The organism is Mesorhizobium sp. B2-5-11, from assembly GCF_006440835.1.
GTDB lineage: Bacteria > Pseudomonadota > Alphaproteobacteria > Rhizobiales > Rhizobiaceae > Mesorhizobium.
On record NZ_VFUK01000006.1, the window covers coordinates 362,865 to 378,521 of the forward strand.

At 64.5% G+C, this 15,657-nt stretch carries 14 protein-coding genes; 9 read left to right on the forward strand and 5 right to left on the reverse strand.

Annotated elements, in window-relative coordinates:
• Positions 1–14: 14 nt before the first annotated feature.
• The 4 genes from FJ490_RS20945 to FJ490_RS20960 all read right to left on the reverse strand — a co-directional run bounded on the left by FJ490_RS20945 (position 15) and on the right by FJ490_RS20960 (position 4,028).
• Entirely contained in the window at positions 15–722 is a 708-nt protein-coding gene (locus FJ490_RS20945) for an SDR family NAD(P)-dependent oxidoreductase (RefSeq protein WP_140512879.1), read from the reverse strand.
• Between the two features lie 212 nt (positions 723–934).
• On the reverse strand, positions 935–2,515 hold the full coding sequence (locus FJ490_RS20950; protein ID WP_140728814.1) for a 5-guanidino-2-oxopentanoate decarboxylase: 1,581 nt from the start codon (positions 2,513–2,515) through the stop codon (positions 935–937).
• Positions 2,515–3,159 carry a TetR family transcriptional regulator C-terminal domain-containing protein gene (locus FJ490_RS20955; protein ID WP_246676718.1) on the reverse strand — a complete coding sequence of 215 codons (645 nt, stop codon included), beginning with the start codon at positions 3,157–3,159 and terminating at the stop codon, positions 2,515–2,517. Before FJ490_RS20955 ends, FJ490_RS20950 begins: the two co-directional genes overlap by 1 nt.
• Positions 3,156–4,028: a dimethylarginine dimethylaminohydrolase family protein gene (locus FJ490_RS20960; RefSeq protein ID WP_140525839.1), complete on the reverse strand. Its 873-nt coding sequence runs from the start codon at positions 4,026–4,028 to the stop codon at positions 3,156–3,158. Before FJ490_RS20960 ends, FJ490_RS20955 begins: the two co-directional genes overlap by 4 nt.
• 211 nt (positions 4,029–4,239) lie before the next feature.
• On the opposite strand from FJ490_RS20960, the gene FJ490_RS20965 reads away from it, so the two are divergent.
• The 7 genes from FJ490_RS20965 (at position 4,240) to FJ490_RS20995 (ending at position 10,479) form a co-directional block, all read left to right on the forward strand.
• A complete protein-coding gene (locus FJ490_RS20965) occupies positions 4,240–5,055 on the forward strand; it encodes an ABC transporter ATP-binding protein (protein WP_140497256.1) in 816 nt (271 codons plus the stop codon).
• A gap of 53 nt (positions 5,056–5,108) precedes the next feature.
• On the forward strand, positions 5,109–5,909 hold the full coding sequence (locus FJ490_RS20970) for a transporter substrate-binding domain-containing protein (protein WP_140512875.1): 801 nt from the start codon (positions 5,109–5,111) through the stop codon (positions 5,907–5,909).
• Positions 5,910–6,169: 260 nt separating this feature from the next.
• A complete protein-coding gene (locus tag FJ490_RS20975) occupies positions 6,170–6,835 on the forward strand; it encodes an ABC transporter permease (RefSeq protein ID WP_140728812.1) in 666 nt (221 codons plus the stop codon).
• Positions 6,835–7,644: an ABC transporter permease gene (locus FJ490_RS20980; RefSeq protein WP_140512871.1), complete on the forward strand. Its 810-nt coding sequence runs from the start codon at positions 6,835–6,837 to the stop codon at positions 7,642–7,644. Before FJ490_RS20975 ends, FJ490_RS20980 begins: the two co-directional genes overlap by 1 nt.
• A 96-nt stretch (positions 7,645–7,740) precedes the next feature.
• On the forward strand, positions 7,741–8,742 hold the full coding sequence (locus tag FJ490_RS20985) for an Ldh family oxidoreductase (RefSeq protein WP_140728811.1): 1,002 nt from the start codon (positions 7,741–7,743) through the stop codon (positions 8,740–8,742).
• A gap of 236 nt (positions 8,743–8,978) precedes the next feature.
• On the forward strand, positions 8,979–9,260 hold the full coding sequence (locus FJ490_RS20990) for a hypothetical protein (RefSeq protein WP_140728810.1): 282 nt from the start codon (positions 8,979–8,981) through the stop codon (positions 9,258–9,260).
• Between the two features lie 244 nt (positions 9,261–9,504).
• Positions 9,505–10,479 carry a complex I NDUFA9 subunit family protein gene (locus FJ490_RS20995; protein WP_140728809.1) on the forward strand — a complete coding sequence of 325 codons (975 nt, stop codon included), beginning with the start codon at positions 9,505–9,507 and terminating at the stop codon, positions 10,477–10,479.
• A 21-nt stretch (positions 10,480–10,500) separates the two neighbouring features.
• On the opposite strand, the gene FJ490_RS21000 is transcribed toward FJ490_RS20995, so the two are convergent.
• The gene (locus FJ490_RS21000; RefSeq protein ID WP_140728808.1) at positions 10,501–11,871 is read right to left on the reverse strand and encodes a cytochrome P450; all 1,371 of its coding nucleotides are present in this window, start codon (positions 11,869–11,871) and stop codon (positions 10,501–10,503) included.
• Between the two features lie 231 nt (positions 11,872–12,102).
• Here FJ490_RS21000 and FJ490_RS21005 point away from each other — a divergent pair, with 231 nt between their 5' ends.
• Positions 12,103–12,672: an NADPH-dependent FMN reductase gene (locus tag FJ490_RS21005; RefSeq protein ID WP_140497272.1), complete on the forward strand. Its 570-nt coding sequence runs from the start codon at positions 12,103–12,105 to the stop codon at positions 12,670–12,672.
• Between the two features lie 414 nt (positions 12,673–13,086).
• The gene (gene gyrB, locus FJ490_RS21010) at positions 13,087–15,558 is read left to right on the forward strand and encodes a DNA topoisomerase (ATP-hydrolyzing) subunit B (RefSeq protein WP_140525837.1); all 2,472 of its coding nucleotides are present in this window, start codon (positions 13,087–13,089) and stop codon (positions 15,556–15,558) included.
• The last annotated feature ends 99 nt before the right edge of the window (positions 15,559–15,657 follow it).

The window sequence follows — 15,657 nt, forward strand, 5'->3', positions numbered from 1 at the left end:
ATCAACTATGCGCCTTATGCGCGACCGTAGAGCGGCACCAGCGTGCCGCTCATCGCCTGGTTGGCGGGCGAGGCAAGGTAGGCGATGGCCTCGGCCGCCGCTTCGAGGCTGACCCATTTGCTGAAATCGGCATCCGGCATGTCGGCACGGTTGGCCGGCGTGTCGAGCGTCGAGGGGGCCACCGCATTGACCAGGATGCCCTGGTGCTTCAGCTCTTCCGCCATGGCCACCGTCATCGCCGCGACCGCTGCTTTGGAGGCGGCATAGGCGACCATGCCCGAGCCGCGGCGCGGATCAAGCCCGGCGCGTGCCGTGACATTGACGACGCGGCCGGCGGTGCCCGCCGCCAGCATGGAGCGCACCGCCGCACGGCTGCACAGGAACGCGGTGCGGGCATTGGTGTCCATCATCTCGGCAAAGGAGGCGGATTCGATCTTCTCCACCGGCGCCATGGCAAAGCCGCCTGCCAGATGGATCGATCCCCACAAGGCGGGAACCTGGGCATAGAAGGCTTCGACCTTGGCGGAGTCGGAGAGGTCGACATTGTGCGCCAGCCTGACGTTCTCGTGCGTGGTGAAAGGGAAATGCGAAGGTGCCGCGGCATGGGCGTTCGGCACATGGCAGACCGCGCCCTCGCCCAGCAGCTTGCCGACGACCGCGCCGCCGAGCGCACCGGTTCCACCGGTCACAACGATATGCCTGCCCTGAAGTGTTTCCGTCATCCTGGACCGCTCCTGTCTTTTTTTGATTATGTCGCTTGTTTCGCCGCGCCGACGCGAAGCGTCGCGCCTTTCGTGCGATCACTCAATTGATATCTCGACATGGCAGCCGTCGCGTCTTTGCATGTGTCGGGCAGCGGCGATTGTTGCTGCGCAAAAGCCAAGCCGGCGAATGACCACGATGCAGGTAGGAAAATCGACGCCGGCGTGAAGCTTCACTCGACCGTGATTTCGATGACGCGCGGCAACCCCGTTGCCCGGGCGCGCTTCAGCGCGAGTGGTAAGGCGCCGGTATCGACGATCCGTTCGGCGCCGATGCCATAGGCCTCGGCCAGTTTGCAGAAATCCGGCGGTGCCGGGGACACGCCGACGGGTTCCACGCCGACGTCGAGCATCGAAGTCTCGATCTCGCGATAGCCCCTGTTATTCCAGACGACGAAGATAACGGGTGCCGCGGCATCGAGCGCCGCGCCGAGCTCGGGTAAGGTGAACTGGAAGCCACCGTCGCCGGTGAGGCAGACGATCGGCGCGTCGGGCATGGCGAGCGCCGCGCCCACCGCCGCCGGCGGGCCGTAGCCCAGCGCGCCGAAGCCGGTGGCGGCGTTGAACCAGCCGCCCGGCCGGTCGTGATCGTAATAAAGGTTGGCGGCGTAGACGGGCTGGGTGGAGTCGCCGACGATGATCGCGCCCGGCAGGGCGTCGCGGATGGCTTCCACCGCATGGACCTGCGCCGCATGGACGGGGGTCAGTTCGGCGCGAGCCGCCTTTCGCGCCGCCGCGGCGCGGTTCTTCCCGTCCTGCCTGCCCGCGTCGACCCAGCCGAGCGCGGCAAGCAAGGCTTCGATCGCCTCGGCGCAGTCGGCCTGGATGGCCACCGTCGCCGTACGGCGCGCCAGCTGATCGGCGCCGATGTCGATGCGGATCAGATTGGCCGGCAGGACAAATCCGCCATCGCCATAGCCGTCATAATCGGTCGGGCCGAACTCGGTGCCGGCGGCAATGACCAGATCGGCCTCGCCCATCAGCGCGCGGACGGCTTTCAGGCTGGGACTGGCCGGTACGCAGAGCGGATGGCGGTGGAGCAGGCCGCGCGCATTGGTCGTCTCGACGACCGGCGCGTCCAGCCTTTCGGCCAGGCGCCGCAGCGCATCCTCGGCACGCTTGGCGCCGCCGCCGGCCAGGATGAGCGGGAGCCTAGCCGCCGCACAAAGGTTGGCCGCCGCGGCGATGGCCGTCGCCCCGGCAGCCGGTGGCGCGGCGTTGCTCAGCACCGCCGCGATCCCATCGGCAGGCTTGACCATGACGTCGGTCGGAATCTCGATATGCACCGGGCCCGGTCGCGATGAGGAAAACAGCGCGAAGGCACGGGCGAGCGCGCCGGGCAGTTCGCCGGCCTCGGTGATGCGTTGCGAAAACAGCGCCACCTTTTCCATCATGCCGCGCTGGTCCGGCAGTTCGTGCAGGAAGCCCAGGCCCTTGCCTAGCGTCGGCGTGGCGTTGACGCCCGAGATCACCAGCATCGGCACCGAATCGGCGCGCGCCTGCCCCATGGCGGTGATGGTGTTGGTCAGCCCCGGGCCGGTGATGACGAAGGCGACCCCCGGCCGGCCGCCGGCGCGCGCATAGCCGTCGGCCATGAAGCCCGCGCCCTGCTCGTGGCGCGGCGTGACATGGCGGATCCTCGAACGCGCCAACCCGCGATAAAGCTCGACCGTGTGGACGCCGGGAATACCGAACACGGTGTCGACGCCATGCGCCTCGAGCAGTGAAATCAACGCTTCGCCAATGGTGGTCATTAGTGTTCTCCCCTTTCCGGCTCGAGGCCGAGCTCGGCTTCGACAGCCTTGATCCCAATCGCCGCCAATTCGCCGGGCGAGAACATCTCGCCGGCCAGGCAGCCTTCGATCCAGAGTCCGTCGATGATCGCGTTGATCGCGATGGCATGGTGGCGCAACTGGCTTGCGTCCGGCTTGCACTGTTCGGCGGCGAGCACTTCGGCCACAACCGCCTCCACCTCGTTGCGAAAGCCGAGATAGCCTTCGCGGTGGGCACGGGCCAGGGTCGGATCCGCACCGGCGCGGCCGATGAAGGTTGCCCAGAGCGAAAAAACCCGCGCGTCGATGATCGGCGCGTTGAGGTTGGCGGTGACGAAAGCCGCAAGGCGTTGCCGCGGCGAGGCATCTTCCATGACCAATGCTGCTTTCGCCTGCTCGGTAATGCGCCCGACCAGTGCCGTATAGGCCTCCTGCAGCAGTTCTTCCTTGCCGGGGAAATAGTGCCGGATCAGCCCCGCGGTGACGCCGGCACGCAATGCGATGGTGCGCAAGGTGGCGCCCTGCAGCCCATGTTCGGCCACGCTGTCCAGAGTCGCCTCGATCAGATCCTGCCGCCGCCGCTCCTCGCCCTCGCGACGAAACTTGCGGCGGGATGGCGCATTCATTGGCGCAGGATCGGCCGCGTCAGGCATGTCGGCCCACCTTCGCAGGCGATGCAGAGCGCATCCGCCTCGAAGACTTCAACCATGCAGCCCGCGGCCTCCATCGCGGCCTTGGTCTTGGGAAAGCCTGCAACGGCAATGACCTTGAGCGGGCTAGTCGGCAGTACGTTAAGGCTGAGGCCGTTGGAAGCAGCGAACTCCTCGGCATCGCCTTCGACCAGCCGGATGCCGCGTGCCTTCAGCATTTGATAGAACGGGGCCGGCAAAAGCGGCGAATAAACCAGCGCGAGGTCGTCGGCCAACGGGCTGATCACCGACATCAGGTGCAGACACGCCTCTTCGCCCTGCCACAGCGGCAGATCAAAGCCGTAGACGGAAACGCCCAGCGGCGTCAGCAGGTTGGAAACCTGCTGGATGCCTTCCTGGTTGGAGCGGACACCGCGCCCGATCGCCAGCGTGCGGGCGTCCACCCAGACACAATCACCGCCTTCGACCTGACCAGGAGCCTCGACGCGGCCGAGGATCGGAATGCCCAGCCTTGTGTAGGTTTCCTCATGCAGCGAGGGCTCCCTGGCGCGTAGTGGCTTACCCATGGACAGGATCAGCGCGCCGCGACCGGTCATCAGCGATGGGTCGTGCGTGAACACCGAATCCGAAAGTCCGTCGGCCTTGTCTTCGATCCATTCGATTTCAGCGCCGGAAGCCGCTACCAACTCAGCAAGGGCCGCGTGCTGCGAGGCAGCTTTCGCCGGATTGAACCCCGGGCCATAGTGCCAGGCAGATCTGTCGGCGTCGCGCATGGCGTTGGCCGCCGACCGCATCAGCACGCGTCGCAGCGTCGCCGCCATGGACTGTGATCCGAAAGCGCTCATCGGTGCCCTTTTTAGCTGAAAAAAATCGAGAAAATTTCATGAAAGGCTATTTATACACTTGCACAACAAGGCCGCAAGTGCCGTAATGAGCGGGATTGACGGGCTCGCGCTGTTGGGTCCATGCTGAAGTCTGGAGCGGGGCAGTACAGCGTATGTTGATTAGCCGGGTAGACGTTCGACGAGCTGCCATCGACTGCACGGAGGTCACCTGTTGAGCACGGCGGGAGTTGCCGCAGCCCCATCCGGTGAGGCGCAAAATGGCGCCGCCGAAGCCATCCACGTCGAGAACCTGCACAAGAAATTCGGTGAGCTGCATGTGCTGAAGGGCGTCTCGCTGTCGGCGCGCGACGGCGAGGTCATCGCCATCATCGGCGGCTCGGGCTCAGGCAAATCGACGCTGTTGCGCTGCATCAACTGCCTGGAGAATCCGACCAGCGGCATCATTCGCGTCAATGGCGAGGAGATCAAGCTGAAGGCGGACAGCCACGGCCATACCGTGCCGGCCGACCGCAGGCAGATCGAACGCATCCGCTCCAAGCTCGGCATGGTGTTCCAGAATTTCAATCTGTGGAGCCACATGACGCTGATCGAGAACGTCATCGAGGTTCCCGTGCATGTGCTGGGCGTCAAGCGCGACGCGGCGATCGCCCAGGCCGAAAAACTGCTCGTCCGCGTCGGCCTCGCCGAAAAGCGGGATGTCTATCCGGCCTACCTGTCGGGCGGCCAGCAGCAGCGCGCCGCGATCGCTCGCGCATTGGCGATCAATCCGCGCGTCATGCTGTTCGACGAACCGACCTCGGCGCTCGACCCCGAACTGGTCGGCGAGGTGCTTAGAGTGATCGGCGATCTGGCGCGCGAAGGCCGCACCATGGTGCTGGTCACCCACGAGATGAAGTTCGCGCGCGAGGTCGCGACGCATGTCGTCTATCTCTACAATGGACTGGTCGAGGAGGAAGGCCCGCCGGAGCAGATCTTCGGCGCGCCCAGATCCGAAAGGCTCAAGCAATTCATTCGCAACATCGGCTAGCAAACCGAGGGCGGAAGAAAACCGGGAACCAACAACAAACTGGGAGTCGTGAAATGAAGACTGTTCTGAAGACGTTCGCCGCAGCGCTGCTGCTCGGCGTCGCCGCCATGGGCGTAGCCAAGGCCGATCCGGTCAAGATCGGCATCGCCGCCGAGCCGTATCCGCCGTTCACCTCGCCGGATGCTTCGGGCAAATGGGTCGGCTGGGAAATCGAGTTCATCGACGCCGTCTGCGCCGAGGAGAAGCTCGACTGCGTCATCACGCCCGTCGCCTGGGACGGCATCATCCCGGCGCTGACCACCAAGAAGATCGACCTTATCGTCTCTTCGATGTCGATCACCGACGAACGCAAGAAGACGATCGACTTCTCGGATAAGTACTACAACACGCCGACGGCGATCATCGGACCGAAGGACCAGAAATTCGGCTCCGCGCCGGACGACCTCAAGGGCAAGATCCTGGGTGTCCAGGTGTCGACCGTGCATGCCGTCTACGCCAAGAAGCATTTCGGCGCCACGGCATCCGAGATCAAGGAATACCAGACGCAGGACGAGGCCAACAACGACCTCGCCGCCGGCCGCCTCGATGCGGTGCAGGCCGATTCCATCGCGCTTGGCGAGTTCCTCAAGACCGACCAGGGTAAGGCCTGCTGCGACCTGAAGGGCATGGTGGCTCCGGACGACGAAGTGCTCGGACCGGGCGTCGGCGCCGGCGTGCGCAAGGAAGACACCGAGCTGAAGGAAAAAATCAACGCCGGCATCAAGGCGATCCGCGCCAATGGCAAGTATGACGAGATCTCGAAGAAATACTTCGATTTCGACATATATGGCGGCAGCGGCGCCCAGTCGAACTGACGTGGCGATGCCACGCAGTCGAACTGACGTGGCGATGCCACGCAGTCGGACTGACGACCTTCGCATGGGCTGGAAGACAAGGCGCTGACGCCAAGTCCTCCAACCCGACCTTTCCCACGCACCCTTGCCGCCGGCGGCTTGCGCCGGCGGATTGAGCCAGCAATCCGGGGGCGAAGCTGATCGATTCATTTCTTCCGGCCTCGGCGGCCGGCATCATCGAACTCCTGTCGCCCGCGCCCGTCGGCTGGGGCGGGACGCTCATGCTCGGGCTGCTGCATTCGCTTGAGATTGCCGTCGGCGCCACGATCGTCGGACTGTTGATCGGAACCGGCGGTGCCTATGGCAAGCTTTATGGCGGCCCCGTGGTGCGCGACCTGCTGGCGGTCTACACGACCATCGTGCGCGCGGTACCGGAACTGGTGCTGATCCTGCTCCTCTACTACGCCGGTACCGACCTGATAAACCAGATGCTGACCGCCATGGGCTATCAGCGGGTCGACATCAGCGGGCTGGTGGCCGGCATCGCGGTGCTCGGTTTCGTCCAGGGCGCCTACTCGACCGAGGTCATACGCGGCGCCATCCTTGCCGTCCCGCAAGGCCAGATCGAAGCCGCCCGCGCTTACGGCATGTCTCCCGGCCTTCTCTTGCGGCGCATCACGTTGCCGGCAATGCTGCCCTTCGCCATTCCGGGTCTCGCCAATCTCTGGCTGATCGCCACCAAGGATACGGCGCTGCTGGCCGTGGTCGGTTTCTTCGAACTGACGTTGGCGACGCGGCAGGCGGCGGGCGTCACCAAGGCCTACCTGATATTCTATCTCGCGGCCGGCATGCTCTATCTGGCCGTGACGCTGTTTTCGAACCTCGTCCTTGGTAGCGTCGAGAAATGGGCGCGGCGCGGCATGCCGTCGATCAAGGAGGCGCGCTGATGGCGAGCGAAGCGGCCATCATCAACAGCGCGGCTCGCGCCTCGCTCTGGCTGCAGCCGCATCGTATCGTGCTGATCCTGATTGCGCTCGGGCTGGTGCTGTCCGCGGCCTTCTTCATGCGCTGGGACTGGCTGCCGCAATATTACGGCCTGGCCCTGCTCGGCATCTGGCGCGCGCTGTGGATCCTGGCCGTTACCTGCCTGTTGGGCTTCCTGATCGCCGTGCCGGTCGGATTGGCACAGGCTGGCGGCCCGATCTGGTTCGCGGCGCCGGCGAAGATCTTCTGCACCATCATCAGGGGAACGCCGCTGCTGTTACAGCTGTGGCTGCTTTACTACGGGCTGGGTTCGTTGTTTCCGCAATATCCGTGGATCCGGGAATCCTGGATGTGGCCCTATCTCAGGCAGGCATGGCCTTACGCCGTCCTGGCGCTGACGCTCTCGTTCGCGGGTTACGAGGGCGAAGTGATGCGCGGCGCCTTTGCCGGCGTGCCGAAGGGGCAGCTCGAAGCCGCACGTGCGTTCGGCATGAGCCGCTGGAAGATCTTCCGGCGTATCTGGCTGCCGCAGGCCTTCTACCGGGCGCTGCCGACGCTGACGGGGGAAACCGTGCTGCAGCTGAAATCGACGCCGCTGGTGGCGACCATCAGCGTCATCGACATCTTCGCCGTTTCGTCGAAGGTCAGACAGGACACTTACCTCACCTATGAGCCCTTGCTGCTGCTTGCCTTGATCTATATGGCGATCACCGGCATTCTGGTCTTCGCCTTCGGCAGGATCGAGGCGCGGATTCCGAACAAGATCGGCTAGGGACCTAGTGAGTAGGGATTGGTGAGTAGGAAGTGGCTAGTCGCCACCACCCATTGCTGACTACTCACTACTCACCACTCACTAAAGGCAGTCGCCATGCAACTCAGTCTCGAACAGGCAACCGGGCTGTGCCGCATGGCGGCGCTGGGTGCGGGCGCCAACGAGGAAGCGGCGCAATCGCTCACCGCCTCGATCATATCGGCCGAGGCGGAAGGACTCTCGACCGTCGGATTGTCGCATTTCATCGACTATCTCGAAGCGCTGGAGGCCGGCCGCATCGACGGCAATGCCGATCCCGTGATCACCCGGCCGGCGCTAGCAGTCTATCTTTCCGATGCGCAAGGCGGGCTGGCGCATACCGGCTTCGACCGCACGCTCGACGAGCTCGCCAAGGCGGCAAGACTGTTCGGCGTCGCCATCTTTTCGCAGAAGAATGCCTATACATGCGGCGCCCTCGGCTACTTTACCGGAAGGCTGGCAGCGCAGGGGCTGGTCTCCTTCGCCGCAACCAACGGTCCCGCCGTGCTTGCCGGTTCGGGCTCGGTCAAGCCGGTCTATTGCACCAACCCGATGTCCTTCGCCGCACCCGCCGCCGACGGCCCGCCGCTGGTCATCGACCAGTCATCGAGCGCCACCGCCTTCGTCAATATCCGCAAGGCGGCCGAGGACGGCAAGAAGATCCCCGAAGGCTGGGCGCTCGATGCCAGCGGCAATCCCACTACAGATCCGGCCGCAGCCATGAAGGGCGCCATGCTCGCCTTCGGTGGCCAGCGCGGCGCCAACATCGCGCTGATGGTCGAGGTGCTGGCGGCGGGTCTATCGGGGGCAAACTGGTCGCTCGATGCGCCCTGGTTCACCGGCGGCCCGGACAATCCCGGCACTGGCCTGTTCGTGCTGGCCGTCGAGCCCAAGCTGCTCGATCCGGATTTCGAGCAGCGGATGAAGGATCAACTCGATCGGCTGCGCCGGCGCTACGGCGTGCACATACCGGGCCGCTCCCGGGCCGAGGCGGCGGAGAAGGCCGCGGCACGGGGCATCAAGGTCTCCAAGGCCGTGGTGCAGCGCATTTCCGAATTCGCCGAGCGCTATTCGGCCTGAAATAAATTCTTCTTTTCAGCTCATTAGCCGCCGGCGCCTGCCCGCGGCATGGCCATGCGTGTTTTTTTCGCGCGCGGTCTGAACCTTTTCGAGCGTCGGGGCGACCAATGCTTGTCCAGGGCAGGATGAGCTTGCCGATCCAGACCGGGGAACAGCACGTCACATCGAAATCTGCTCCACGCCAAGGCATGGCCTTCGCGTCCCGGAGAAACCAACCTCAGTGAAAAGGAACCATCATGACCAGCACCAAGACCACCATTCTGACCGCCGTCCTTCTCCTCGGCTCGTTCATGGGCGCGACCCAGGCGGCCAACCTGAAGGCCGCGCCGGTCAAGCCGTCCAGTCCAGGCGTCATTGCCGCGCCGGGCGGCGGCGCTACCGAGGACCACTATTGCAAGAACGGTCACGCGAAATTCGCCAGTTGCAGCGCCGATTTCGTCGCGGCCTGCAAGAAGGTCGGTGGCACCATGTCGGATGTCCAGGGCTGGGGTGGGCGTACTTGCTTCACGCCCTCCTGATACCGTCTCAGGTCCGGCCGCTCCGTTGGCCCCTGGCTTCGCATGGATGTCATCCGGAAAACCCCGCCTCGGCGGGGTTTTCTGCGTCAGGCAAGGCGTTCTGAAGCGCTTTTGTCCTGACGCAATTCCCAAGCTGTTTCTCCTGGGAAAGCCGCTTCACAGCGACGACGCGTCACCCTTTGCGTTTGACGCGAAACGGATTATGAAACGGCTTCAGCCAAGCTTTCGAGCGCCGGAGCCAGCCATGACCGAAATCCTGCAGACCCCCAAGCTCGTCGTCATTTTCGGCGGGTCGGGCTTTGTCGGCCGCCACGTGGTGCGGGCCTTGGCCAAGCGCGGCTATCGCATCAGGGTCGCCTGCCGCCGGCCCGATCTCGCCGGCCATTTGCAGCCGCTCGGCAATGTCGGCCAGATCCAGCCCGTGCAGGCCAATGTGCGCGTGCGCTGGTCGGTCGATCGCGCCGTGCAGGGCGCCGATCATGTCGTCAACCTGGTTGCCGTTCTGCATGAGAGCGGGCGGCAGAAATTCACGGCCGTGCACGAATTCGGCGCTCGCGCCGTGGCCGAAGCGGCACGCGCAGCGGGCGCCGGCCTGACCCATATTTCGGCCCTGGGCGCCGACCTGGAAGCCGCATCCAACTATGCACGCACCAAGGCGCTTGGTGAAAAGGCCGTTCTGGAGACGATCAAGGACGCCGTGATCCTGCGGCCGTCGATCAATTTCGGACCGGAAGATAGTTTCTTCAACCGCTTCGCCAACATGGCGCGTTATTCGCCGGCACTGCCGCTGATCGGCGGCGGCCATACCAAGTTCCAGCTGGTCTATGTCGGCGACGTCGCCGAAGCGGTGGCGCGCTCGGTCGATGGCAAGATCAAGGGCGGTCAGATCTACGAGCTTGGCGGCCCGCAGGTGCTTACTTTCAAGGAAAGCATGCAGGAAATGCTCGCGGTGATCGAGCGCAAGCGCCTACTGGTTCCGGTGCCGTGGTGGGTGGCGAACCTGCAGGCGTCGATCCTGGGCCTCTTGCCCAACCCGCTGCTGACCAAGGACCAGGTGCTGCAATTGCGCGAGCACAATGTCGTGTCGGAGGAGGCCGCCAGGGCCAACCGCACGCTTGCCGGCCTCGGCATCCAGCCGCAGGCGCTCGGCACGATCCTGCCAAGCTATCTCTGGCGTTTTCGCGCGGCCGGCCAGTTCCAGCGCAAACCGGCGGTCTGAACATAGGCCGACGGCGGGCGATTACAGGCGCGAAGTGATCCGCATGGGCAGCCCGCCTTGCGGCTGGGTGGTCAGCTTCTGGACCGGCCACGGCCTGGTTTGCGCGATGGAATCGAAGCGGAAACGCGACAGCAGGACGGCGAGCCCGATGATCGCTTCCTGCATGGCGAAGCTGGCGCCGATGCAGACGCGCGGCCCGGCGCCGAACGGCAGATACTGAAAGCGGTCGATCTTTTCGCGGTTTCCCGGATGGAACCGCTGCGGCATGAACGCATCCGGCCTGTCCCACAGCTTCCTGTGACGGTGGACGACCCAAGGCATGACCAGCACGGCCGCGCGCCTCGGGATGTGGAGATCCCTCCAGTTCTCCGGCTCGATCGGCTCGCGGTTGATCGACGGCGCCGGCGGATAGAGCCTGAGCGCCTCGTCGAAGGCGGCGCGGGTGAGCGGCATGGCGTCCAGCCATCTGGTCGGATCGGGCTCGCGCGCCAGCACGGCATCGATCTCGCGCTCGATCTTTTCCCGCTCCCATGGCGCCTCGGCCAGGCAATAGAGCGTCCAGCCCAAGGCTCGCGCCGTGGTCTCATGGCCGGCACCGATGAAGGTGATGATGTTGTCCTCGACTTCCGAGCGTGTCAGCCCGTCCGGCCCCTCGGCCTTGAGCAGGAGGGTCAGGAAATCCTGCGGCACGGCATCGGCATCGCGCCTGAGTTTCTGTTCGCGTATCTTGACCGTATTGCTGACGATCTTGCGGAAATAGGCCATGGTCTTGCGGCCGCGGATGCGGGTAAGCCGCGGCAGCCATTCGGGCGCGCGCAGCAGGTCTAGCGGATCGACGCGGCCCATGGTCTCGAACAGCCGGTCGATCTCCTTGGCGAAACTGCCCGGCTCCCCCGCGATTTCCCCGGAGAACAGCGTCTCGGCCAGGATGTCGTAGGTCAGCAGCGTCATGTCGTGGGCAATGTCGGAGGTGCCGCCATCCTCGTAACGGGAGGCGAATTCAAGCGTGCGCTTGAGCATCGGCCCCGCGAAACCAAAGATGTGACGCGGCGTGAACACCGGCGCCATCGCCTTGCGCGAACGCTTCCAGACCTCGCCTTCGGCCGTCAGCAAGCCGTCGCGCAGGATCGGCCGCAGGATGAGCTGGCGCACCGTCGCCATCTTGTAGTTCCTGGCATTGTCGACCAGGACATGGCGAATGAGGCCCGGGTCGTTGGCGATGACCAGCGGTCCGCCGACGCCGTTCACCGAGATCCAGGGCTCGTTGTAGGTCGGCTCTCCCCACAGCTCGAGCGGGTTGCGGTAGACGATGCGCATCATCTCCAGCGTCGAGGGCGGCGATGTGCGCGGCCTCGGCGCCGGCGGAACGAAGGGGGCGGGCTGAGTGTCCATGGCTGCTCCGCTGGCAAGCGCGTCGCGCTAGTCCTTGCCTCCGTTCAATGTAGTGACTGACGCACGGCGCGTCCATGTGGCCTGACGGTAAAAGCCCGTGCCCGGACGGGACGGAGCGATGCTCCCATCATCCGATTGTGACCGCTCGCCAAACGGCGCGGTCTTGTCCATGACGGCGCTCTGCCGTAGGTCACAGTCACCAACAGATACCGTCAATCGAAGGAGCCCGCCTTGAAGCACCAGTTGAACATCATCATCGGCAGCACCCGGCCGGGCCGGGCCGGGCCGGTTTTCGCCCACTGGCTGGAGCGGTTCGCGCGCGAGCACGGCAAGTTCGAACCGGTGCTGACCGACATCGCCGCCTTCGATCTGCCGGTGCTGGACGAGCCGCACCATCCCAGGCTCGGCAACTACCTGAACGATCATACCAAGGCCTGGTCGAAGGCCGTCGATGCCGCCGACGCTTTCGTCTTCGTGGCACCGGAATATAATTACTTCGTCGCACCGGCCATCGTGAACGCGATCGACTATCTCTCGCGCGAATGGAAATACAAGCCCGCCGCCATCTTCAGCTATGGCGGCGTTTCCGGTGGCCTGCGCGCAGCACAGGCGCTCAAGCCGCTGCTGACCTCCGTCGGCGTCATGCCGGTTCCGGAAGGCATCGCGCTGCCGCTGTACCAGAAGCTGCTGGGGACCGACGGCTCCTTCGAAGCGAGCGAGCAGGTGCAGGGCGGGGCAAGAACCATGCTGGAGGAGCTGCTGCGCTGGAGCGAGGCGCTGAAGCCGATGCGCGCCGGCTGATGCAAGCCGGCTCGCCCGCGCCGTAGACAGGCGGAATGTCGGCAAACGACCGAACCGTGGGCGGTTCGGCCTGCGTTTGCCATGCGCTTTGCTGCCGGTGCTTTTTGATCGCCGTCGTCGCGGCGGCGGAAGGCACTTGCGCAAGCTCTGGCGGCTGGCGACCCTGCCAATGCCGAGCGGGCAGAAGGGGCAGCCGGCGCCAAGATAGAAGTTCACGATCAAAATTCCTGCGCGACCGGCTGGCTAAGGTCAAAGCCTCTCGCCAATAGCTGGCCAACGGTGCGCTTTTCCGCCCGGAAATGCCTGCAAACCTTGGAAAAACCACCTTTAACGCCTATATCTAGGCAATATTGAAAGCGCGATTCGGGGGCGATTTTTCGCGCTCCACCAGCCGCCTCTAGACAACAGGTTTTCATGAGCGACCAGACTGAGAACGCCAACGGCGCCGAAGCCGAATACGGCGCAGATTCCATCAAGGTTTTGAAGGGCTTGGATGCCGTCCGCAAACGGCCCGGCATGTATATCGGCGACACCGATGACGGTTCGGGCCTGCATCACATGGTCTATGAGGTCGTCGACAACGCCATCGACGAGGCACTGGCCGGTCATGCCGATCTCGTCACGGTGACGCTCAATCCCGACGGTTCGGTCACCGTCATCGACAATGGGCGCGGCATTCCCACCGATATCCATCCCAGCGAAGGCATTTCGGCAGCCGAAGTGATCATGACGCAGCTGCATGCCGGCGGCAAGTTCGACCAGAACTCCTACAAAGTGTCCGGCGGCCTGCACGGCGTCGGCGTCTCTGTGGTCAACGCCCTGTCGGCCTGGCTGAAGCTCAAGATCCGCCGCAATGGCAAGATCTTCGAGATGAGCTTCACACACGGCAATGCCGACGCGCCGCTGAGCGTTACCGGCACCTACGAACAGGACAAGCAGCCCGGCACCTATGAAGGCCGCAGCGGCAGCGAGATCACCTTCTTTCCGTCGTCCGAGACCTTCACGATGGTCGAATTCGATTTCGGCACGCTGGAGCATCGGCTGCGCGAGCTTGCGTTCCTGAATTCGGGCGTGCGCATCGTGCTAACCGACGCCCGCCACGCCGACGTCGTGCGGCATGAGCTGCACTATGATGGCGGCCTGGAGGAATTCGTCAAATATCTCGACCGGGTCAAGAAACCGCTGATCGACAAACCAATCGCCATCAGGGCCGAGCGCGACGGCATCACCGTCGAAGTGGCCATGTGGTGGAACGACAGCTACCACGAGAATGTGCTGGCCTTCACCAACAACATCCCGCAGCGCGACGGCGGCACCCATCTCGCCGGTTTTCGCGGCGCCCTGACGCGTCAGATCACCGGCTATGGCGATTCCTCGGGCCTGACCAAGAAGGAAAAGGTCTCGCTGATCGGCGACGATTGCCGCGAGGGGCTGACGGCAGTACTGTCGGTCAAGGTTCCCGACCCAAAATTCTCCTCGCAGACCAAGGACAAGCTGGTCTCCTCGGAAGTCCGGCCCGTGGTCGAAGGGCTGGTCAACGAGGCGCTCGGCACCTGGCTCGAAGAACATCCGAGCGAAGGCAAGGTCGTGGTCGAGAAGGTGATCCAAGCCGCGGCGGCGCGCGAGGCCGCGCGCAAGGCGCGCGACATCACCCGCAAGACCTCGCTGGGCGTCACCTCGCTGCCCGGCAAGCTTGCCGACTGTCAGGAACGCGATCCGGCGAAGTCCGAGATCTTCATCGTCGAGGGCGACTCGGCCGGCGGCTCCGCCAAGGGCGGCCGCTCGCGCCAGAACCAGGCCATCCTGCCGCTGCGCGGCAAGATCCTCAATGTCGAGCGCGCCCGCTTCGACCGCATGCTCAGTTCCGACATGATCGGCACGCTGATCACCGCGCTCGGCACGTCGATCGGCAAGGACGAATTCAACGCCGACAAGCTGCGCTACCACAAGATCATCCTGATGACCGACGCCGATGTCGACGGCGCGCATATCAGGACGTTGCTGCTCACCTTCTTCTTCCGGCAAATGCCGGAATTGATCGAACGCGGCCATCTCTATATCGCCCAGCCGCCGCTTTATAAGGTGACGCGCGGCAAGAGCTCGCAATACATCAAGAACGAAAGCGCGTTCGAGGAATTCCTGATCGGCTCGGGACTGGAAGAAGCCTCGCTCACGCTCGGCTCCGGCGAGGTTCGCGCCGGACAGGACCTGCGGGCGGCGATCGACGATGCGCTCGCGGTGCGCCAGCTGATCAACGGCCTGCACACGCGCTACAACAGAGGCGTCGTGGAGCAGGCGGCGATCGCCGGCGGGCTCAATGCCGACGTCGTCGCCGATCTTGGCCGCGCCAATGCGATGGCGGAGCGGATCGCGCAACGTCTCGACATCATTGCCGAGGACACCGAGCGCGGCTGGACCGGCCGGATGTCGACTTCGAATGAGGGTATCGGCGGTTATGTGTTCGAACGCACGGTGCGCAGCGTCAAGGAATACGCCCATCTCGATATGGCGTTGATCAATTCAGCCGATGCGCGACAGCTCGACCGCTACGCGCAGCGGCTCAGCGACGTCTATGGAGCGCCGCCCGTGCTGCGCCGCAAGGATGTCTCGGAACCCATCTCGGGACCGTTGGCACTGCTCAACGCGGTGTTCGCGACCGGCCGCAAGGGCCTGACCATGCAGCGCTACAAGGGCCTGGGCGAGATGAACGCCGAGCAGCTTTGGGAAACCACGCTCGATCCGAACGTGCGTTCGCTGCTGCAGGTCAAGGTAAACGACGCCACCGACGCCGACAGCCTGTTCTCGCGGCTGATGGGCGACGAGGTCGAGCCGCGGCGCGAGTTCATCCAGGACAACGCGCTGTCGGTGGCCAATCTGGACATTTAATCCGGAGTCATCCCGGGACCATTGGCGCGCGTCGGTCGCGCCAGTGTTTCCGTTGCGAGATTCATTCGAACCGCCGGAACGGAAGCTTCTTTCCAGCAT